Origin of the sequence: Pseudomonas sp. SC11 (genome assembly GCF_047039205.1) — a bacterium.
GTDB lineage: Bacteria > Pseudomonadota > Gammaproteobacteria > Pseudomonadales > Pseudomonadaceae > Aquipseudomonas > Aquipseudomonas boreofloridensis.
On record NZ_CP178183.1, the window covers coordinates 1676095 to 1696375 of the forward strand.

Consider the following 20281-nt stretch of genomic DNA (forward strand, 5'->3'; position numbering starts at 1 on the left):
CGGCAGCCGATCTACTCGGCAATTTGCAGCTTGCGTGCCTGGGTATAGACGTAGCGGACCTTCTCGTACTCGAACGGCGAGTTGGTCTGTCCATAACGGAAGTTGGTGGAGTAGCGTCGGTCGATCGCTTTGAGCAAAGTGATTTCCGGGTGATCGCTGCTGGTTTCGGCCACGTCGAGGAAATTCGCCTCACGCTCTCCCACGTAATCCACCACCAGGCCCGTGGTATCGCGCAGGTTCGAAGGCCCGAAGATCGGCAGCATGAGGTACGGTCCTTCCGGGACGCCGTAGAAGCCCAGGGTCTGGCCGAAGTCCTCGCTCTGGCGCGGCAGCCCCATCTTGGTCGCCGGATCCCACAGCCCGCCCACACCGATCAAGGTGTTGAACATCAGCCGCGCAGTGATTTCCGCCGAGCGCTTGCCCTTGAGTTGCAGCAGGCTGTTGAACAGGTTCGGTACATCGCCCAGGTTGTTGAAGAAGTTGCTTACGCCGGTACGTACGAACTGCGGCGTCACGTAGCGGTAGCCGTCGACGGCTGGAATGAACACCCATTGGTCGAAGCGGTAGTTGAAGTGATAGATGCGCCGGTTCATCGACTCCAGTGGGTCGTAGACGTTGAGCGCGGCCAAGGTGGAGCGCTCGAATTCGCGCTGGTCGAGGCCAGGGTTGAATTTCAGCTCGCGCATCGGGTCGAGGAAACCGTCCGACTCCACGGTCGGCGCGGCCGTGACGTCAGCCTCGATGACGCTGGTGCGCGGGGCGGTTTCAGCCGCCAGGGCGCTGGTGCTGATGAGCAGGGCGAGGGCAAGTACGAGTCTGTCAGCCACGGAAGAACTCCAGCATGTCTTTGGCGTTGACACGGTAGTTGAGGTTGCCGCAATGGCCGCCGTGTGGGTAGAGGGTCAGGCGATCGCCGAACACCTTGCGCAGGAAACCGATGTCGCCGGGGCCGAGAATGACGTCGTCGGCGTTGTGCATCACGGCGATCTTGGGGCTATCGCGCAGATAGTCGGTCAGGGCGTAGAGGCTCACCTGGTCGATCAATTGCAGCAGGTTGTTGCCGTCAGTGCGCGCTCGCCACATGGGAATGACCTGTTCGGTCAGGTAGCAATCGAAGTCGCATTGCAAGGCGCGCTTGAAGAACGGCGTCAGGCTAGTGCTTTCGGTGATTGGAAACTTCGGAGGAATGATCAGGCCGCGGCGGTTGATCAGGTCTGAGGTGAAGGCGATGTCGGCGGCGGAAAAGCGGAACGAGGTGCCGATCAGCATGGCCATCTGTTCGTTGGACAGGTGCTCGCGCGACTGCTGGAAGTCGTACAGCAGGGCGTCATTGAGGTCGACGAAGCCCTTGTCCTGGAAGTAGCGGGTGAGCTTTTCCAGCATCAGTTCATAGAAGGTGGTGCTGCGGTCGATGCCTTTGACCTGGGTCTGCACCATCTTGTCGAGGTTGTTGATCGAGGTATACAGGTTCACCGGCGGGTTGAGCAGCAGCACGCGCTTGAAATTGAAGCTGCGACGGGTCTCGTCCAGGTGGCTGACGAACGCAGCGTCCAGCGCACCGAGGCTGTAGCCGGTGAGATAGAAGTCGCTGATCGGCAGGCGCGGATGTTGGGCGCGCACGGCCTGCATGACCCGGTACAAGTCTTCGGCGTCCTCGCGGCTGACGCCGGGGGTGGCGAAGCGCGAGGCGGCGCTCATGAAGTCCCAGCTGGTCGGCGAGGACAACTGCACCACGTGGTAGCCGTCCTGGTAGAACAGTTTCTTGAGGTATTCGTTGATGGTGCTGCTGTAAGGCGCGCCGGTGCCAGCGATGATGAACACCAGCGGCGCCTTGTGATCCTGACGCGCCAGGCGGTAGCGCAGCTTCTTCACCGGCCAGAAGTTGTCCGGCAGCGTGAATTCGCGCTCAGGGCGCAGCGTCAGGCTGTAGTCGGATTGGTCGATGTCGTCATCGCTGGGCAGCGTCGGACGTTGGTCCGGCGGTGTCGTGGCGATGGTCGCTTCGAACGGGTTGGTCAGCGGATAGCCGTAGGTGGCCGGATCTATGTCCCGCGCGGAAGCAGCCGCAGCCAGGAGCAGGCCGCACAGCAGGGCGACGAGGCGCAACGGTCGAAGCATGGAGAGTCCCCCAGGAGACGGCAAAGGCAGTGTGGAGCTAGGACCATCAGGATGATGGCAAAGTTGCTTGGCGCGCGATCGTTTATGGTGGCTGATGTTGCCGTGAAAGTGGCTGGCGCGGCAATGGTCGTCATTGTGATCCTGAGCAGGTGAGAGTGTTGCATCTTGCGCCGTGGTTCTGGGGGATTATCCTGAGCGCCGATGACATTTTTCCCGGAGCCTTGCATGAGTCGTTCGCTGCCTGTGATTGCCCTGTTGCTGCTGCTGCCGTTATGGCTGGCGGCCAGCTACGGCGTGCGCTACGGCTTGATGGAGGACAGCCAGTGGGTGGGCCTGTGCAGCGTGCCGGCCGCGCACTGGCAATGCCAGGTGCGCTCGATGCTGGGGTTGTGGATTCACTTCCAGTGGATCGGCTGGCTGGGGCTGGGGCTGGCGCTGCTCAGCCAGGTATTGCGCGGGTGCGCAGGTTGGTGGTTAGCCGTGCTGGCGCTGCTGGCCGGGCTGTCGGCCTTGGTGCTGTACACGGCCAGCCTGGCCGTGTTCGCCGTGGTGCTGGCTGGGCTGCGCCTGGTGCGCGATGCCGGCACGCGAAATCGCGCCGGCTGAGGGAGCAGCTTGCGCCGCCTCAGGCAACGGCAGGCGCGAGCACGCTGCGCCGACGTGTCAGTGCCCCTACACAGAGGAACGACGTCAGCGCCAGCGCCGAGTAGAACACCGCCAGGGGCCACCATTGGCCTGCCGCCTGCCCGGCAATCAGGGTGCCGACCATCGGCGTGGTCCCGCCGATCAGCGCGCCGCAGGCTTGGTAGGCCAACGAAATGCCCGAATAGCGCTGGGCGACTGGGAACACATCGGTGATGTAGCCGGCGATCACGGCATAGAACGCCGAGGAGAACACCTTGGCCAGCGCGATGCCGAGGATGATCATCGTTCCTTGCCCGGTGGAAACGAGGCTGAACATGACGTACGGCACCAGTATGCTGATGCCCGAGGTCACCAGCAGGAAGCGACCTGCACCCACTTTGTCCGCGAGCCAGGCGGCGATTGGCTGGTTGATCAACTGCACGAGCGCGACCACCGACAGGCATTCGAGGATCACCGAGCTCTTGATGCCCATGTACTGGGTGGCGTAGGCGATCATGAAGGTATTGGTGAAGTAGGCCGACGAGATACCGATGGTGCAGGCACCCATTACCAGCAGGATCAATGGCCAGGCATCACGGACCACGGTCTTGACCGGCGATTTCGCCGGTTGACCCTGCTGGGCCAGCGCCTCGAACTCAGGTGACTCATGCACGCCGCGGCGAATCACGAACGCCAGCAACAGCAGCACGATGCTGCCGATGAACGGCAGTCGCCAGCCCCAGGCGTACATGTCGGCCTCAGGCATCTCGGTGATGAAACGGAACACCATCAGCGACAGGACCAGCCCCGCCGGGCTGCCCAACTGGGCGAACGAGGCGTAGAAGCTCTTCTTGCCCTCCGGTGCATGCTCGCTGGCCAGCAGCACCGCGCCTCCCCATTCGCCGCCCACGGCAATGCCCTGCAGGATACGCAGGCCCACCAGCAGCACCGGTGCCCAGAAGCCTGCCTGCGCATAGGAGGGCAACAGGCCGATGCCCACCGTCGAGACGCCCATCAGCACCAGCGTCAGGATCAGCGAGTACTTGCGTCCGAAGCGATCGCCCAGGTGACCGAAAATGATGCCGCCCAACGGTCGAGCGACGAAACCTACCGCCAGCGTGGCGAAGGACGACAAGGTACCGACCAGTTGGCTGCTGCCTGGAAAGAACACGTGGCTGAAGATCAGCGCCGAGGCCGTTGCATAGATATAGAAGTCGAACCACTCGATGAGGGTGCCGAGGAATGAGCCGGCGGCAGCCCTTATGGGTTGCCGGGCACGGGGCTGCGCTTGGGCGCGCGGGGTACTGGAACTGGACATCGTGGCTACCTTTGATTTGTTGTTGGCATTGTCAAAAGGAATCAAGCCGGTGTTGGTTTCTGCGTCTGTCGCGCTGTACCGGCGTTGCGGGTTAACGCGCCAGCGGGCGAGTGGTGTAGGGACGGTTGATCGACTCCAGCGCGTGCGCGAACGCCAGCAATCGCTGCTCGTCGCGGTAGCGGCCGACGATCTGCAACCCCACCGGCAGGCCCTGCTCACTGAAGCCGCAGGGCAGCGACAGGGCCGGGTGGCCGGTCAGGGTGATCAGCGAACAGCTGTTCATCCAGTCGATGTAGGTCTGCATCGGCTGCTCGCCGATCTGTGTCACGTAAGGCTGTTCGACCGGGAAGGGCAGCACCTGACTGACCGGAGCGACCAGGAAGTCGAAGCGCTCCAGCAGCGCTTGCAGCTCTCGGAACAGCCGTGCACGGACTGCTTCGGCGTCCATCACATCCTGGGCCGTGAAGGTGCTGGCCTGCTCGATGTTCCAGATCACGGTGTCCTTGAGCAGGTGGCGATTGCCCTGCAGAAGGTCGGCATAGCCGCCGGCATAGGTGAGCGCGCGCAAGACCTGGAAGGCCCGTGCGCCGCCTGTGAAGTCGGGCTCTGCCAGTTCGACCGTGCAGCCCAGCTCGTCCAGGCGTCGCACGCCAGCCTCGGTGACGGCACGTACCTGTGGATCGACTGGCAGCCCGCCCAGGTCGGGGCTGTAGGCGATGCGCGCGCCTTTGAAATCGTGCTCTGCCAGCGTCGTCAGTGGATGGGTGTGCGACTGCAGCGACAGGGGGTCGCGCGGGTGTTGGCCTGCGATCACGCTGAGCAGCAGCGCGACATCGGCCACGCAGCGCCCCATGGGTCCGGCCACGGTCAGTTGGCCGAAGCTGTTGGCGTTGGGCACATTCGGCACCCGACCGATGGACGGGCGCAAACCGACGATGTTGCAGAAGCTCGCCGGATTTCTCAGAGAACCGCCCATGTCGGTGCCGTCTGCCAGTGCCACCATGCCGGTGGCCAAGGCCACGGCCGATCCGCCGCTGCTGCCGCCACAGGTCAGCTCCGGTGCGTAAGGGTTTCGCGTGGCGCCGAACACTTCGTTGAAGGTCTGCGAACCTGCGCCGAATTCCGGCAGGTTGCTCTTGCCCAGCAGGATCGAGCCGGCGGCGGCCTGGCGCTGCACGATCAGCGAGTCCTGATCGGGGACATGCTCGGCGTAGACCTTCGAGCCCCAGGTGGTGCGCATGCCTGCGGTGAGGAACGAGTCTTTGTGCGCCACCGGCAAGCCATGCAGCGCGCCGAGCGCTTCGCCCTTGGCCTGGCGCTGATCGGCGGCCTCGGCGCGCTCGAGTGCGCCTTGCGCATCCACTGTGACCAATGCATTGAGCGTTGGGTTGTAGCGCGCCAGTTGTGCCAGGCACGCCTGCGTCAGTTCACGTGCGGACAGATGCCCGGCGCGGATTTCGGCCGCCAGCTCCCAGGCCGGTCGGGTGGCTAGGCCGGTATCAGTGAGGTCATCCATACTAAGCTCCATGCATCGCTATGCAATACTTATTATCGTTTATTGATACTAGGTATACCCCTTGCTCGAGAGCGGGTCAATATGGGGTAAGCTGCTCCTCCTTTTACGGAACCCGCCAGATATGAATGACCGCGCTACCCGCCAGCAGCATCCGCAGTTCATCGAGACCTTGGACAAAGGTATCCGTGTGTTGGAAGTGTTCCGGGCAGGGCAGTCATCGCTGGGGCTGACAGAGCTGGCCCAGGCTTGCGACATGACCAAGAGCGCCGCGCAGCGCTTCACCCATACCTGGTGCGAGCTGGGCTATCTGGCCAAGGATGAGTCTTCGCGCCGCTACAGCCTCACTCACAAGGCGCTGGAGCTGGGCTTTCTTTACCTGAACGCCTCGCCGTTGGTCAGCCGCGCGCTGCCCGCGTTGAAGTTGATTCGCGAGCGCTGCAACCTCACGGTCAATCTCAGCGTGCTGTCGGGGCACGACATCGTCTATGTGCTGCGAGTGCCGGGGCCGAACCAGACCTTCGCCGAAATGCTGCCGGGCCGGCGCATGCCGGCCTGGTGCACCTCGGCCGGCCGGGTGCTGCTCGCCGATCTACCGCCTGAGCGCGTGCAGGCCAGCCTGGAACAGGTGGTGCCGACGGCGTTCACCGGGCAGACGGAAACGGACAAGGCGACGTTGCTGCAGTGCATCCGCCAGGCCGCCGAGCAGGGTTACTCGCTGACCCAGGAACAGGTGCTGGTCGGTCAGGTGGGCATCGCGGCGCCGATTCGCAACGTGCACTTCCAGGTGGTGGCGGCCATCAATATCACCGCGCAGTTGAGTGTCTGGCCGGTGGAGCGGGTGCGGCAGGAGTTGCTGCCCTTGCTCATGGACGTCAGCCAATCAGTGATCGTTGGCTGAGTCCTTCCAGGTCGCGCGTCGTTCATCGCGTGCGCAGGCTGCGCCACAGCGCTGCGGTCATCAGCAGGCTGACGGCTGCCCAGCCCCACGCCTGAGGGTTGTACAGGCCCTCCTGATAGAGCTGCGGCGCAATACCGGCGCCGACGATGAAGGCCAGCAGCGCCGCTTCGGCCCGTCTCGTCGGCACCGGGCGTAGCAAGTACACCAGAGCTGGCACCAGCAGGGCCGCACTGGGAAAACTGCGATAGCGCGCGTCGAAGACCATTGCCAGCATGCTCACCGCGGCGGCAAATCCGGCCGCCAGCAGCCAGCCACCGGCACGCGCCTCGAGCCAGACGAACAGACGCTGACGCCAGCCGTCGCGCTGCGCCAGGGCCAGCGCGCCGTGGCAGAGCACCAGCCCATTCAACCCCGCCAGCAGCAGCACCCAGAGCCACTCGCCGGCAAAGCGCGCGTTGGTCCGCGCCAGCTCGCCCCACAGGCCCAGGCAACCGGCACCGGTGGCGGCCAGCAGCGGTAGCAGCCATGCTGCACGGGCCTGTGCCGGGCGACCGGCCAGGGTCAGGATCAGCAGCGTGAGTGCGGTACTGGCCAACCACCACTGCGGCCACAGCGGCAGGTTGCTGACCGGTCCTTCGAGCACGCCCTTGTCCTGCCGGTCGGCGTCGTACAGCCCCCAATAGCCGCCCACGGCGCCCTCGCTGGCACGCTTCCACGGTTGATCGAAGGCTTCGATCAGGTTGTAGTGCCAGCCGTTGGCCTCGGCCAGCGCGACGAAGCCGCGAACGAAGCGTGCCTCGTTGACCCGACTGGGCTCGGCCGTTTCCCGCTGACGTCCCTCGCTGGGCCAGCCGGTCTCGCCGATGAAGATGTCCTTGGGCGCGAAACGCGCGCCGAACGTGCGTCGTACCTCGGCGACGTGGGCCAGGGCGTCGTCGATGCCGCGTGGGTCGTCCTCCCAGTACGGCAGCAGGTGGATGGTCAGAAAGTCCACGACTGGCGCCACCCGCGGATGCTGTAACCAGAATTCCCACACGTCGGCGTAGGTGACCGGCACCTTGACCTGACTTTTCACCCGCGTAATCAACTCGGCCAGACGCTGGCCGGTGACCTCCTTGCGCAGCAGCGTCTCGTTGCCGACGATCACCGCGCTGACCACGTCCGGGTTGGCGTTGGCCGCTTCGACCAGCAGCGCCAGCTCCTTGTCGGTGTCCACCGGGTTGGCGTTGACCCAGGCGCCGAGCATCACCTTCAAGCCATGCTTGCGCGCCAGGGCCGGTATGGCTTCCAAACCGCTCATGGAATAGGTGCGGATGCACTGAAATCGCTCGGCCAGCAGCGCCAGGTCGGCGTCCATGCGCGCCGGTCGCAATCGGAAGGGTTGGTCGAAGGGTGACTGATCCTTGTCGAACGGGGTGTAGGAGGCGCATTGCAGTTTGTGCGTGGGACTGGCCGCATCTGGCAGGTGGATCGGCCTGCCAAGCCCGTACCAGAGGACGCCGAGGCCGAGCACGGCGATCAGGCAGGCGAGGCAGTAGGAGAGGGGGATGCGGGGTGGGCTGGGCATCGAGCGGTCCATCGTCTGGCGCGAGTGATCGGGGTAAGCGGTGGATAGTAGCCCGGCGCCAAGCATTTGGCATGCAAGGATCGCGCAGAGGACTTCGGCCCGATGACGTTAATGGCCAAGTGCTGTCGCTGATCGCTCGGTGAAGGTCGTTGATGGAGCAGGTCGCGCGGTCCGGCAGGTCGATGATGGAATCTCCAAGACCTGACGAGGGGATGCTTTCGATGGCGACAATTAAAAGAACGCGACGTTTCGTGGGTGTGGCCGGTGCTTTGGTGCTCGCCATGGGCGCAGGGCAAGCCATGGCCAAGGAAATCAGCATCGGTTACGTGGATGGCTGGTCCGACAGTGTGGCAACCAGCAACGTCGCCGCCCAAGTAATCGAGCAGAAACTCGGTTACGACGTGAAGTTGCAGGCGGTAGCCACCGGCATCATGTGGCAGGGCGTGGCCACCGGTAAACTCGACGCCATGCTCTCGGCCTGGCTGCCGGTCACCCATGGCGAGTACTGGACCAAGAACAAGGACAACGTCGTCGACTACGGCCCCAATTTCAAAGACGCCAAGATTGGTCTGATCGTGCCGGAGTACGTCAAAGCCAACAGTATCGCCGACCTCAAGACCGACACCGGCTTCAAGCAGAAAATCGTCGGGATCGACGCCGGTTCTGGTGTGATGATCAAGACCGAGCAAGCTATCAAGGATTATGACCTGACCGGTTACAAGCTGACGGCCAGTTCTGGCGCGGCGATGACCTCCGAATTGGGGCGTGCCGAGGCCAAGCAGCAGCCGATCGTGGTGACCGGTTGGGTGCCGCACTGGATGTTCGCCAGGTGGAAACTCAAGTTCCTGGAAGATCCGAAGGGCGTGTTTGGCGCTGCGGAAACCGTGAACAGCATCGGTAGCAAGGAGTTGGCGACCAAAGCGCCGGAAGTGGCCGAGTTCCTCAAGAAGTTCCAGTGGCAGTCCAAGGATGAGATCGGCGAGGTCATGCTCGCGATCCAGGAGGGCGCCAAGCCTGAAGCGGCAGCCAAAGACTGGGTGGCCAAGCACCCAGATCGCGTCAAGGAGTGGACGGGCAAGTAACCGTCAGGGCCGGCGCGCCTGGGCCGTGGGCAACCCGCGATCCAGGCGCGCCGGCCTTTATTTATTGCAGTCCATGTAAAACACTGTTGCATCTAAGACTAAGGTCGTCTGGTTGACGTCCACCGGCAGCATAAAGTTAAGGCGGGTTCTCCCCCTTACTGTGTTGCTGCTAGGACAAAAACAATGAACGACAGCATCTACCGATCGATACAAGAAAGTCCGCGCTTCAAGGAGCTGGTCAGCAAGCGCGAGCGCTTCGCCTGGATCCTCTCGGCGATCATGCTCGGCCTCTACTGTGCTTTCATCCTGCTCATCGCCTATGGCCCGCAGATTCTCGGCGCCAAGATCAGCGCCGGTTCGTCCATCACCTGGGGCATCCCCCTGGGCGTGGGCTTGATCCTCTCGGCCTTCATCCTCACCGCCATCTACGTACGGCGCGCCAACGGCGAATTCGATGAGCTGAACAAGGCGATCCTGAAGGAGGCGCAGCAATGATCCGTCACGCCAAAACCCTGGCTGTACTTGCCTGCGGTGCCTTCGCACCCGCCGTGTGGGCTGCCGATGCGATCACCGGCGAGGTGCACAAGCAACCGCTGAACGTCTCGGCGATCGTCATGTTCCTGGCCTTCGTCTGCTTCACCCTCGGCATCACCTACTGGGCCTCCAAGCGCAACAAATCGGCCTCGGACTACTACGCTGCTGGTGGGCGCATCACCGGCTTTCAGAATGGCCTGGCGATTGCCGGCGACTACATGTCCGCCGCCTCGTTCCTGGGGATTTCCGCGCTGGTCTTCACCTCCGGCTACGACGGCCTGATCTACTCCATCGGCTTCCTCGTGGGCTGGCCGATCATCCTGTTCCTGATCGCCGAACGCCTGCGTAACCTGGGCAAGTACACCTTCGCCGATGTCGCTTCCTACCGCCTCGGACAGAAAGCGATCCGCACCCTGTCGGCCTCCGGCTCGCTGGTGGTGGTGGCCTTCTACCTGATCGCGCAGATGGTCGGCGCGGGCAAGCTGATCGAGTTGCTGTTCGGCTTGGACTACCACGTCGCAGTGGTGCTGGTCGGCATCCTCATGTGCCTGTACGTGCTGTTCGGTGGCATGCTCGCCACCACCTGGGTGCAGATCATCAAGGCGGTGCTACTGCTCTCCGGTGCCAGCTTCATGGCACTGATGGTGATGAAGCATGTGGGCTTCGACTTCAACACGCTGTTCTCCGAAGCGATCAAGGTGCACGCCAAGGGCGAGGCGATCATGAGTCCGGGTGGTCTGGTCAAGGATCCGATCTCGGCCTTCTCGCTGGGCCTTGCGCTGATGTTCGGCACCGCCGGCCTGCCGCATATCCTGATGCGCTTCTTCACCGTCAGCGACGCCAAGGAAGCGCGCAAGAGCGTGCTGTATGCCACCGGCTTCATCGGCTATTTCTACATCCTCACCTTCATCATCGGCTTCGGCGCAATCCTGCTGGTCAGCACCAACCCGGACTTCAAGGACGCCACCGGCGCGCTGTTGGGCGGTAACAACATGGCGGCGGTGCACCTGGCCAACGCGGTGGGCGGCAGCGTGTTCCTGGGCTTCATCTCGGCGGTGGCCTTCGCCACCATCCTGGCGGTGGTCGCCGGCCTGACCCTGGCCGGCGCCTCGGCGGTGTCCCACGACCTGTACGCCAGCGTCTGGCGCAAAGGCAAAGCCAACGACAAGGACGAAATCCGCGTGTCGAAGATCACCACCGTCGCCTTGGGCGTGCTGGCGATCGGTCTGGGCATCCTGTTCGAGAAGCAGAACATCGCCTTCATGGTAGGCCTGGCGTTCTCCATCGCCGCCAGCTGCAACTTCCCGGTACTGCTGCTCTCGATGTACTGGAAGAAGCTGACCACCCGCGGCGCGATGATCGGCGGCTGGCTGGGCCTGATCAGCGCGGTGGGCCTGATGGTGCTCGGCCCGACCATCTGGGTACAGATTCTCGGTCACGAGAAGGCCATCTACCCGTATGAGTATCCAGCGCTGTTCTCGATGCTGATCGCCTTCGCCGGTATCTGGTTCTTCTCGATCACCGACAAGTCCAAGGCGGCCGATGAGGAGCGTGCGCTGTTCTACCCGCAGTTCGTTCGCTCGCAGACCGGCCTGGGTGCTTCAGGCGCTGTCTCGCACTGATTCCTCTTTGGTGATGCATCCATGAAAACGCCCCGCATTGCGGGGCGTCTTCATTTATGGGCCTGCGGGTGGGTCATATTCTGCCGAGCAACAACAGTACCAGCAGCACGACCAGCACCACGCCGACGATACCGGACGGGCCATAGCCCCAGCTGCGCGAGTGGGGGAAGACCGGTAGGCCACCGATCAGCAGCAGAATGAGGATGATGATGAGGATCGTGGTCATGACAGAGTCCTTGCATGGTTGGGGGTCAAGGGCCACGAATTGCTGGCCTCTTGTAAGCTCCGACTGGCGCCGCTTGCGAAAGATTCCATCGGGTGTCGTGGACACTGTCACAGGGCACTGACTGCCGGGTCATGCCGCTGCATTCACTGGCCTGATGAACCCTGCCCGACGGCTGCGCGTTGATTAGACTCGGCGCTACTTCAGTCAGCACAAGGCCAGCCACCATGCAAGACCGCATCATGATCACCGGCGCAGGATCAGGCCTGGGCCGCGAGATTGCCCTGCGCTGGGCGCGCGAGGGCTGGCGCATGGCGCTGGCCGATGTCAACGAGGTGGGTTTGCGCGAAACCCTCGAACAGGTGCGTGCCGCCGGTGGCGAGGGCTTCGTGCAGCGCTGCGATGTGCGCGACTACAGCCAGCTCACTGCGCTGGCCCAGGCCTGCGAGGGGCAGTTCGGCGGAATCGACGTGATCGTCAACAACGCCGGGGTCGCCTCCGGGGGCTTTTTCGCCGAATTGTCGCTGGAGGACTGGGACTGGCAGATCGCGGTCAACCTCATGGGTGTGGTCAAGGGCTGCAAGGCGTTTCTGCCGCTGCTCGAGCGCAGCAAGGGGCGCATCGTCAACATCGCGTCCATGGCCGCGCTCATGCAAGGACCGGGCATGAGCAACTACAACGTGGCCAAGGCTGGCGTGCTGGCGCTGTCGGAAAGCCTGTTGGTGGAGTTGCGGCAGGTGGACGTGGGCGTGCATGTGGTATGCCCGTCATTCTTTCAGACCAACCTGCTCGATTCCTTCCGGGGGCCGAACCCGGCCATGAAGGCGCAGGTCGGCAAGCTGCTGGAAGGCTCGCCCATCAGCGCCGCGCAGATCGCCGAGCATATCCATGCGCAGGTGGCGGCGGGCGAGTTCCTGATCCTGCCCCACGAAGCGGGGCGTGAGGCTTGGCGCCTCAAATGCGCAGCGCCCGAGAAGCTCTACGATGAAATGGCGAGCATGGCGGTGAAGATGCGCGCCAAGGGGCGCTCGTCTCAATAGGGCTGGATTGAGGAGCCGTCTGTAAGGCTTTTTACCTTGCGGTGTAGGGTCGGTCTATTTAAGACGGGTCTGATTGATAAGCGCCAAGGCCCGGAGCAGGCTCGGATTTTCCGTCGGTCTGGAGGATCGGAGCATGCTTGTAATGGGACGCGAAGTCGGCGAGGTGATCACCATCGGCGACAACATCCGTATCAAGGTGATGGCCGTCGAAGGCGGGGTGGTGCGCTTTGGCATCAGCGCACCGCGCCAGGTGGCGGTGCACCGGGCGGAAATCCACAAGCGCATCAAGGATCAGGCGCTCGAACAGGAGCCGGCGTCCGGTCACTCGGCCTGATCGAGCAGCTCGGCGGGCACGTCGTGGCGTGCGAGCAACTGGCACTGCTGGCTTTCCATATCGAAGAGGATGAACGCCTGGCCTTTGGCCAAGGCCTGGCGCACCCGTAGTACCCGGGTTTCCAGTGGCGTGTCGTCGCCATTGTCGGTGCCGTCACGGGTGACGAAATCTTCGATCAAGCGGGTGAGGGTGTCGGCTTCGAGTTGATCGTAGGGAATGAGCATGGTCGCTGTCGGCTGAAAAGGGGATGGCTGCATGCTACTGGAAAGTTGCATGTCGCAGTAATCGGCGGGTGATGCGAACAGGGCCGGCCGAGGCCGCCCCCGCAGGAGCGGCCCGGTTCGCCTGGGATCAGAGTTTGTTGCCGAGCAAGCTGTCCACAGCGGGTACTGGAGTGTCGCTGCCCATCTGCGTGTCGTGCTCCAGTTGATGACTGAAACGCTCGAGCGAGGCATTGGCCGGCTGCGAGTCGCTGGCGAACACCGGTGGGCTCAGCAGGTAGGCCGACAGCAGCCGGGTCAGCGCCGCCAGGCTGTCGATGTGGGTGCGTTCGTAGCCATGGGTGGCATCGCAGCCGAAGGCGACCAGCGCGGTGCGGATGTCGTGCCCGGCGGTCACGGCCGAATGGGCATCGCTGAAATAGTAGCGGAACAGGTCGCGGCGCACGGGCAACTCGTTGTCCCCGGCCAGCTTCAACAGGTGGCGCGACAGGTGGTAGTCGTAGGGCCCGGACGAATCCTGCATGGCCACGCTCACCGCATGCTCGCTGGACGCTTGCCCCGGCGCTACCGGTGCGATATCGATACCGACGAACTCGCTCACATCCCAAGGCAATGCGCCCGCGGCGCCCGAGCCGGTCTCTTCGGTGATGGTGAACAGCGGGTGGCAGTCGATCAGTGGCTGCTGGCCGCTTTCCACCACCGCTTTGAGTGCCGCCAGCAATGCTGCGACGCCGGCCTTGTCGTCCAGATGACGGGCGCTGATATGGCCACTGTCGGTGAACTCCGGCAGCGGATCGAACGCGACGAAGTCGCCGATACCGATACCCAACGCCTCGCAATCGGCGCGAGTGGTGCAGTAGGCGTCGAGGCGCACTTCGACGTGCTCCCAACTGACAGGCATCTGGTCGATCGCGGTATTGAAGGCGTGCCCGCTGGCCATCAAGGGCAGCACGCTGCCGCGAAACACGCCGGTGTCGGTGAATACGCTGACTCGGCTGCCTTCGGCGAAGCGGCTGGACCAGTGGCCGACTGCCGAGAGTGCCAGGCGGCCGTTGTCCTGCACTTGGCGCACGCTGGCGCCGATGGTGTCCAGGTGCGCGGACACGGCGCGGTCGGGCGAGCTCTGGCGACCTTTGAGGGTGGCGCGGATGGTGCCGCGGCGGGTCAGCTCGAACGGAATGCCCAGTTCGTCCAGGCGTTCGGCGACGTAGCGCACGATGGTGTCGGTGAACCCGGTGGGGCTGGGAATGGCGAGCATCTCCAGCAGGACTTTCTTCAGGTAGTCCAGGTCAGGTTCGGGGAGGCGTTCGGACATGGGTACTCCTTGGTGTGTGCGATCGGTTCAGCGCGGCTGAGGCGCAGCGGCCCGATGCCGCTGCTACACGTTGTGGTGTATCCGCGATGAACCGCCATTGATTCAGGTCAGGGCCTGACTGTGCGGGAACAGCAGATCCACGAATCGCTCCGCAGTGGGCTGTGGTTCGTGGTTGGCGAGCCCGGCGCGTTCGTTGGCCTCGATGATGACGTAGTCCGGCTGCTGTGCATCGCGGACCATGAAGTCCAGGCCCACGACCGGAATTTCCAGGGCTCGGGCGGCACGCACGGCCGCGTCTGCCAGCACCGGGTGCAGACGCTCGGTGACGTCCTCCAGCGTGCCACCGGTGTGCAGGTTGGCGGTACGGCGCACTGCCAGGCGCTGTCCGGCCGGCAGCACATCGGCCAGGCCCAGGCCTGCCGCACGCACCGTGCGTTCGGTTTCCTCGTCCATTGGAATGCGGCTCTCGCCGCCGGTGGCGGCCTGACGCCTGCGGCTCTGCGCCTCGATCAGCGCCTGGATGCTTTGCGTCCCGTCGCCGATGATCTCGGCGGGATGGCGAATGGCTGCGGCCACCACCTCGAAACCGATCACCAGGATGCGCAGATCGAGTCCGGCGTGGAAGCTCTCCAACAGCACTCGGCTGTCGAACTGACGCGCCTGTTCGACAGCCTGGGAAACCTCGTCGAACGCGCGCAAGTCGACGGCCACGCCCTGGCCCTGCTCACCGTCCACCGGCTTGACCACGAGTGAGCCGTGCTCTTCGAGAAACGCCAGGTTGTCGTCGGCACTGCCCGCCAGTTGCTGGGCGGGCACTTGCAGGCCCGCCGCGTGCAACACCTGGCGGGTCAGGCGTTTGTCCTGGCACAAAGTCATGGTCACCGCGCTGGTGAGGTCGCTCAGGGACTCGCGACAGCGCACCCGACGTCCACCCAGGCTCAGGGTGAACAGACCGGCGTTGGCGTCGTCTACTTGCACCTCGATGCCCCGGCGCAGTGCTTCGTTGACGATGATCTTGGCGTAGGGATTGAGCCCCACTTCAGGGCCTGGGCCGAGGAACAGCGCCTGGTTGATGCCGTTCTTGCGCTTGACGGCGAAGGTCGGCAGGTTGCGAAAGCCAAGCTTGTCGTAAAGCCGTTTGGCCTGGCGGTTGTCGTGCATCACCGACAAGTCCAGGTAGGCCAGGCCACGGCTCATGAAGTGCTCCACCAAGTGTCGCACCAGCACTTCGCCGACACCTGGGCGGCTGCACTGCGGTGAGACCGCCAGGCACCAGAGGCTGCTGCCATGTTCAGGGTCATCGAACGCCTTGCTGTGGTTCAGGCCCATGACGCTGCCGATCACCGCACCGGAGTCTTCGTCCTCGGCGATCCAGTACACCGGGCCGCCGAGATGACGTGGGGTGAGCAGTTCGGGCACCACCGGCATCATGCCGCGCGCTTGATACAGCGCATTGATCGCTTGCCAGTCCGCGTCGTTCTGCGCCCGACGGATACGAAAGCCGCGAAACACACGCTGGGCCGGGCGGTAGTCGCTGAACCACAGGCGCAAGGTGTCGGACGGGTCGAGAAACAACTGCTGCGGTGCTTGGGCCAACAACTGGTGAGGCGCCGCAACGTACAGGGCGATGTCGCGCTCGCCGGCTTGCTCTTCCAGCAGCGCCCGGGCCAGTTGCGCCGGGTCCGGGTAGGTGTGGCCGATCAGCAGCCTGCCCCAACCGCAGTGCACGGCGCGTGGCTGATCGTGCGGTTCGCTGCCATCTCCAGCCAGACGCGCCTGCAGGCGCTCGTAGGAGGGCGCCTGACCGCGCAGCAAGCGCTGTTCATAGGCACTTTGGGGTTTCATCGGATCAGATTCCTTGTTCGCTGAGCCACAGGTTCAGGGCTGCCAACTGCCACAGCTTCGAGCCGCGCAGTGGCGTGAGCTGACCCTGGGGATTGCTCAGCAGGCGATCGAGCATCGCGGGGTTGAACAGGCCGCGATCCTGGCTCGAGTCGGTGAGCAGTTCGCGCACCCAGTTCAATGTGGCGCCTTCCAGGTGCTTGAGGCCCGGGACCGGGAAATAGCCCTTCTTGCGGTCGATCACTTCGTGGGGAATGACCCGCCGCGCGGCCTGCTTGAGCACCTGCTTACCGCCGTCCGGCAGCTTGAAGCGCGCTGGCACGCGCGCAGAGAGTTCCACCAGGCGGTAGTCGAGGAACGGCGTGCGCGCCTCCAGGCCCCAGGCCATGGTCATGTTGTCGACGCGCTTGACCGGGTCGTCGACCAGCATCACCGTGCTGTCCAGGCGCAAGGCCTTGTCCACGGCATCCGGCGCGCCCGGGCGGGCGAAATGCTCACGGACGAAATCGCCGGCCGCGTCGTTGTCCAGCAGCCAGGGCGCCTGCACCGTTTCGCGGTACTCGTCATGACTGCGGTCGAAGAAGGCATTGCGGTAGGCGCCGAAGGCGTCGCTGGCGCCATCGACCTGGGGATACCAGTGATAGCCGGCGAACAGCTCGTCGGCGCCCTGGCCGCTCTGTACCACCTTGCAGTGCTTGGCCACTTCCCGCGAGAGCAGGTAGAAGGCGATGCAGTCGTGGCTGACCATGGGCTCGCTCATGGCGCGGAAGGCGGCTGGCAGTTGATCGATGATCTCGTGCTCGGCAATGCGCAACTGGTGGTGGCGGGTGCCGTAGTGGCGGGCGATCAGGTCCGAATACTGGAATTCGTCGCCGCGCTCGCCGCCGGCGTCTTCGAAACCGATGGAGAAGGTCGACAGATCCTCCACGCCCACTTCGCGCAGCAGGCCGACCAGCAAGCTCGAATCGACACCGCCGGAGAGCAGCACGCCGACATCGACTGCGGCGCGCTGGCGAATGGCGACCGCTTCGCGGGTGGCATCCAGTACGCGGGTGGTCCAGCCTTCCAGGTCGAGTTCGCGTTCATCGGGCTTGGGGCCGTACTGCAGTTGCCACCAGGTCTGGCGCTCTACCTCGCCGTGCCGGTCGACGCGCATCCAAGTGCCCGGTTCGAGCTTCTGCACGTTGGCCAGAAGGGTGCGCGGTGCTGGGACCACGGCGTGGAAATTCAGGTAGTGGTTGAGGGCCACTGGATCGAGCATCGGATCGATGTCGCCACCTTTGAGCAGCGCGGGCAGCGTCGAGGCGAAGCGCAGGCGCTCGCCGTTGCGCGACAGGTACAGCGGTTTGACGCCCAGGCGATCGCGGGCCAGGAACAGGCGCTGGTTGTCGCGCTCCCAGATGGCCAGGGCGAACATGCCGTTGAGCTTGGGCAGCAGCGCCGCGCCCCAGGCGTGGTAACCCTTGAGCAGCACCTCGGTGTCGCCGTCGGACCAGAAGCTGTAACCCAGGTCCTGCAGTTCCTGGCGCAGTTCAGGGAAATTGTAGATGGCGCCGTTGAACGCCAGTGAAAGCCCCAGGGTGTTGTCGACCATCGGCTGTGCCGAGCCGTCGGACAGGTCCATGATCTTCAGTCGTCGGTGACCGAGGGCGATAGGCCCCTGACTGTGGAAGCCCCAGGCATCGGGGCCACGGGGCGCCAGATGGTGGGTGATGCGCTCCACCGCGGCGAGGTCCGCCGGGCGAGGGGCTTGGTCGAGGGGGGTGAAACGCAACTCTCCTGCTAATCCGCACATAAGTCCTTACCGGTTTTGCCGTTGGGGAAAAGTGCCCTCCCATGGGGCACCTTAAGGAACTGACCCAGGTGAATTAGCAGAGTTTTAGATCGATCCGTTATAAGCGACGAGTGGCGTTCGGCACTGAGGGCGGTTACTTCCCGCGAATGAGCTTGCGCAAGGCGAAGCGGTTCGGGTGGCACGCTTCGGCCACGGCGCGCGGTAGCGGCAGGGGTTCACCGCTGGCCCAGGCGGCGATCAGCTCGCCGCTGAGGGGCGCGGTAATCAAGCCGCGAGAGCCATGGCCGGTGTTGACGTACAGGCCATCCAGCCAGGGGCAGTCGATGGCGGGGACCTGGCGAGCGTCCTTGGCCAGCACGGCATAGGTGTCGGCGAACGCGCCGGGATCGGCCAGGGGGCCGACGATCGGCAAGTAGTCGGGGCTGGTACAACGGAAGGCGGCACGCCCTTGCAAGCGGGTCGGATCCAGCTCGGCGGCGCCCAGGCGTTGCGCCAGGTCTGGGGAAATCGCCTGCAGCAGTGCCAGGTTGCTGGCGTGTTCGGCGGCCGTGGGGGCGAGGTCCTGGCTGTGGAAGTCGAAACTGGCGCCGAGGGTATGTTCGCCGTGACGCGCCGGGGCCACGTAGCCATCGGCACAGACCACGGTACTCAAGGATTGGCTGCGCGTGGTGAGCGGCACCCGGGTGATCTGTCCGCGAATGCGCTTGAGTGGCAGTTCGGCGCAGGCTGGGAACTGACGCACCTCGGCGGCACCGGCCAAGACCACCAGCGGTGCGCTGGCCAGCAACTGCTCGCCGTCCCAGGCCTGCCACAGGCCCGCGTCCCGGCGCAGTTCCAGCACGCTGCGGTGGGTCAGCAGGCGGATGCGTGGGTGCTGCAATTGCGCCTGGCACAACGCCGGCGGGTGCACCCAGCCGCCCTCGGGATAGAACAGGCCGCCACTGGCCAGGTCGATGCCCGCGATGGCCTGGGCCTGTTCGCGCTCGACCCCATGCAGCAAGCGGCTGTCGAAGGCGGCTGCAAGCTTGCCCTGACGCGCGCGCTCCTTGGCATCGAAGGCCAGTTGCAGCACGCCACAGTCGTCCCAGTCGCGACCGCGTTGCAGCCGCTCGAGCCAGCGTCGGGTGTAGCCGAAACCGGAAAGGATCATCTGCGACAGGGCCGTGCCATGGGCCGAGAGCTTGAGGTACAGCACGCCCTGCGGATTGCCGGACGCCTCGCGGGCCGGGGCGTCATGGCGCTCCAGCACCTCGACCTGCCAACCCCGCGCCGCCAGGCTGGCGGCACTGGCGCAGCCCGCCAGCCCGGCGCCGATCACCAGGGCTTGCCGAGGTCCTCGGACCGCAGCAGGACGGGCATACCAGGGCGCAGAGGGGGGCGCGGCGTGCGGATCGTCGGGCGTCCCGACGAACTCGCCGCCCATCACCTCCCATTTCTTGCCCAGCCCCGGCACCTTGCGCATGGCGAACCCGGCCGCCAGCAGACTGCGGCGTACCCACCCCGTGGTGGTGAAGGTGCCCAGGGTGGTACCTGGGTGTGAGAGGCGGGCCAGTTGAGCGAACAGCTCGGGCGTCCACATGTCCGGGTTCTTCGCCGGGGCGAAGCCATCGAGGAACCAGGCATCGATGCGCGCATCGAGCAGCGGTAGCTGCTGCAGGGCATCGCCGACCATCAAGGTCAGGGTGACGCGACCCTGATCGAAGCTGAACTGCTGAAAGCCCGGATGAATGGCCACGTACTGTGCCAGCAATGCGTCGCTGTAGGCCGACAGCTGCGGCCATAGCGCGGCGGCGCGGGCCAGGTCGGCGCGGGTCAGCGGATATTTTTCGACGCTGACGAAATGCAGGCGTGCTTCGGCCTGGGCAGTCTGATCGAACAACTGCCAGGCACAGAAGAAATTCATGCCGGTGCCAAAACCGGTCTCGCCGATCACCAGGCAGTCGTGCGCGCCCAATGCGCCAAAGCGCTGAGCCAAGTGGTTGCGTTCCAGGAACACGTACACCGTTTCATGCACGCCTTCGTTCTTGGAAAAGTAGACGTCGTCGTACTGCCGCGAATGGGGGCGGCCTTGCGCATCCCAGTCGATCTGGGCGTGCTGGAGAGGGGCGTTATCGGACATGGCCTCTGAGCGCTGCAAGCAGCGCGCTTCAAACTGCGGGAAAGCGCCAATAGTGGCACGCCGCGCTTTTTCTTGCAGCTTGCCGCTCGCAGCTTGTAGCTTAGGCCGGTCCA

General features: G+C 64.4%; 18 protein-coding genes. 7 read left to right on the top strand and 11 right to left on the bottom strand.

The features are described from left to right. Window positions 1-11: 11 nt before the first annotated feature. On the bottom strand, window positions 12-827 hold the full coding sequence (locus ACK2SD_RS07825; protein WP_029611966.1) for a VacJ family lipoprotein: 816 nt from the start codon (window positions 825-827) through the stop codon (window positions 12-14). Beyond that, on the bottom strand, window positions 820-2118 hold the full coding sequence (locus tag ACK2SD_RS07830) for a serine/threonine protein kinase (protein ID WP_029611965.1): 1299 nt from the start codon (window positions 2116-2118) through the stop codon (window positions 820-822). Before ACK2SD_RS07830 ends, ACK2SD_RS07825 begins: the two co-directional genes overlap by 8 nt. A 225-nt stretch (window positions 2119-2343) precedes the next feature. On the opposite strand from ACK2SD_RS07830, the gene ACK2SD_RS07835 reads away from it, so the two are divergent. After that, window positions 2344-2724, top strand: a complete 381-nt coding sequence (locus ACK2SD_RS07835; RefSeq protein ID WP_412461815.1) for a hypothetical protein — start codon at window positions 2344-2346, stop codon at window positions 2722-2724. A 19-nt stretch (window positions 2725-2743) separates the two neighbouring features. On the opposite strand, the gene ACK2SD_RS07840 is transcribed toward ACK2SD_RS07835, so the two are convergent. Further along, window positions 2744-4060, bottom strand: coding sequence for an MFS transporter (locus ACK2SD_RS07840; protein ID WP_412461816.1), 1317 nt, complete (start codon window positions 4058-4060; stop codon window positions 2744-2746). A gap of 91 nt (window positions 4061-4151) precedes the next feature. Then, window positions 4152-5576 carry an amidase gene (locus tag ACK2SD_RS07845; protein ID WP_412461817.1) on the bottom strand — a complete coding sequence of 475 codons (1425 nt, stop codon included), beginning with the start codon at window positions 5574-5576 and terminating at the stop codon, window positions 4152-4154. A gap of 121 nt (window positions 5577-5697) precedes the next feature. Here ACK2SD_RS07845 and ACK2SD_RS07850 point away from each other — a divergent pair, with 121 nt between their 5' ends. Continuing rightward, window positions 5698-6474, top strand: a complete 777-nt coding sequence (locus ACK2SD_RS07850) for an IclR family transcriptional regulator (protein ID WP_317872245.1) — start codon at window positions 5698-5700, stop codon at window positions 6472-6474. A 22-nt stretch (window positions 6475-6496) separates the two neighbouring features. Here the strand turns inward: ACK2SD_RS07850 and ACK2SD_RS07855 are convergent, their stop codons facing one another. After that, window positions 6497-8053, bottom strand: coding sequence for a beta (1-6) glucans synthase (locus ACK2SD_RS07855; protein ID WP_412461818.1), 1557 nt, complete (start codon window positions 8051-8053; stop codon window positions 6497-6499). A gap of 209 nt (window positions 8054-8262) precedes the next feature. On the opposite strand from ACK2SD_RS07855, the gene ACK2SD_RS07860 reads away from it, so the two are divergent. The 3 genes from ACK2SD_RS07860 (at window position 8263) to ACK2SD_RS07870 (ending at window position 11279) form a co-directional block, all read left to right on the top strand. Next, window positions 8263-9123, top strand: a complete 861-nt coding sequence (locus tag ACK2SD_RS07860) for a glycine betaine ABC transporter substrate-binding protein (RefSeq protein ID WP_412461819.1) — start codon at window positions 8263-8265, stop codon at window positions 9121-9123. 183 nt (window positions 9124-9306) lie between these two features. Next, window positions 9307-9618, top strand: coding sequence for a DUF485 domain-containing protein (locus tag ACK2SD_RS07865; protein WP_029611961.1), 312 nt, complete (start codon window positions 9307-9309; stop codon window positions 9616-9618). After that, the gene (locus tag ACK2SD_RS07870) at window positions 9615-11279 is read left to right on the top strand and encodes a cation acetate symporter (RefSeq protein WP_412461820.1); all 1665 of its coding nucleotides are present in this window, start codon (window positions 9615-9617) and stop codon (window positions 11277-11279) included. The genes ACK2SD_RS07865 and ACK2SD_RS07870 overlap by 4 nt, the downstream gene beginning before the upstream one ends. A 73-nt stretch (window positions 11280-11352) precedes the next feature. On the opposite strand, the gene ACK2SD_RS07875 is transcribed toward ACK2SD_RS07870, so the two are convergent. Continuing rightward, window positions 11353-11505, bottom strand: coding sequence for a DUF3309 family protein (locus tag ACK2SD_RS07875; protein WP_009682861.1), 153 nt, complete (start codon window positions 11503-11505; stop codon window positions 11353-11355). Window positions 11506-11729: 224 nt separating this feature from the next. Between ACK2SD_RS07875 and ACK2SD_RS07880 the strand changes: the two genes are divergently transcribed. Further along, entirely contained in the window at window positions 11730-12542 is an 813-nt protein-coding gene (locus tag ACK2SD_RS07880) for an SDR family oxidoreductase (RefSeq protein WP_412461821.1), read from the top strand. A gap of 133 nt (window positions 12543-12675) precedes the next feature. Next, window positions 12676-12876 carry a carbon storage regulator CsrA gene (gene csrA, locus ACK2SD_RS07885; RefSeq protein ID WP_029611960.1) on the top strand — a complete coding sequence of 67 codons (201 nt, stop codon included), beginning with the start codon at window positions 12676-12678 and terminating at the stop codon, window positions 12874-12876. Here the strand turns inward: csrA and ACK2SD_RS07890 are convergent. The 5 genes from ACK2SD_RS07890 to mnmC form a co-directional block, all read right to left on the bottom strand. Next, window positions 12864-13100, bottom strand: a complete 237-nt coding sequence (locus tag ACK2SD_RS07890) for a YheU family protein (RefSeq protein WP_029611959.1) — start codon at window positions 13098-13100, stop codon at window positions 12864-12866. The two genes, csrA and ACK2SD_RS07890, sit on opposite strands and share 13 nt — an antisense overlap. 127 nt (window positions 13101-13227) lie before the next feature. Next, window positions 13228-14412, bottom strand: a complete 1185-nt coding sequence (locus ACK2SD_RS07895) for an osmoprotectant NAGGN system M42 family peptidase (RefSeq protein WP_029611958.1) — start codon at window positions 14410-14412, stop codon at window positions 13228-13230. Between the two features lie 102 nt (window positions 14413-14514). Beyond that, a complete protein-coding gene (gene ngg / locus ACK2SD_RS07900) occupies window positions 14515-16257 on the bottom strand; it encodes an N-acetylglutaminylglutamine synthetase (RefSeq protein WP_412461822.1) in 1743 nt (580 codons plus the stop codon). 4 nt (window positions 16258-16261) lie between these two features. Next, window positions 16262-18049: an N-acetylglutaminylglutamine amidotransferase gene (locus ACK2SD_RS07905; RefSeq protein WP_304483363.1), complete on the bottom strand. Its 1788-nt coding sequence runs from the start codon at window positions 18047-18049 to the stop codon at window positions 16262-16264. A 133-nt stretch (window positions 18050-18182) separates the two neighbouring features. Continuing rightward, complete coding sequence (mnmC, locus tag ACK2SD_RS07910) at window positions 18183-20168, bottom strand: bifunctional tRNA (5-methylaminomethyl-2-thiouridine)(34)-methyltransferase MnmD/FAD-dependent 5-carboxymethylaminomethyl-2-thiouridine(34) oxidoreductase MnmC (RefSeq protein ID WP_412461823.1); 1986 nt, start codon at window positions 20166-20168, stop codon at window positions 18183-18185. Between the last annotated feature and the right edge of the window lie 113 nt (window positions 20169-20281).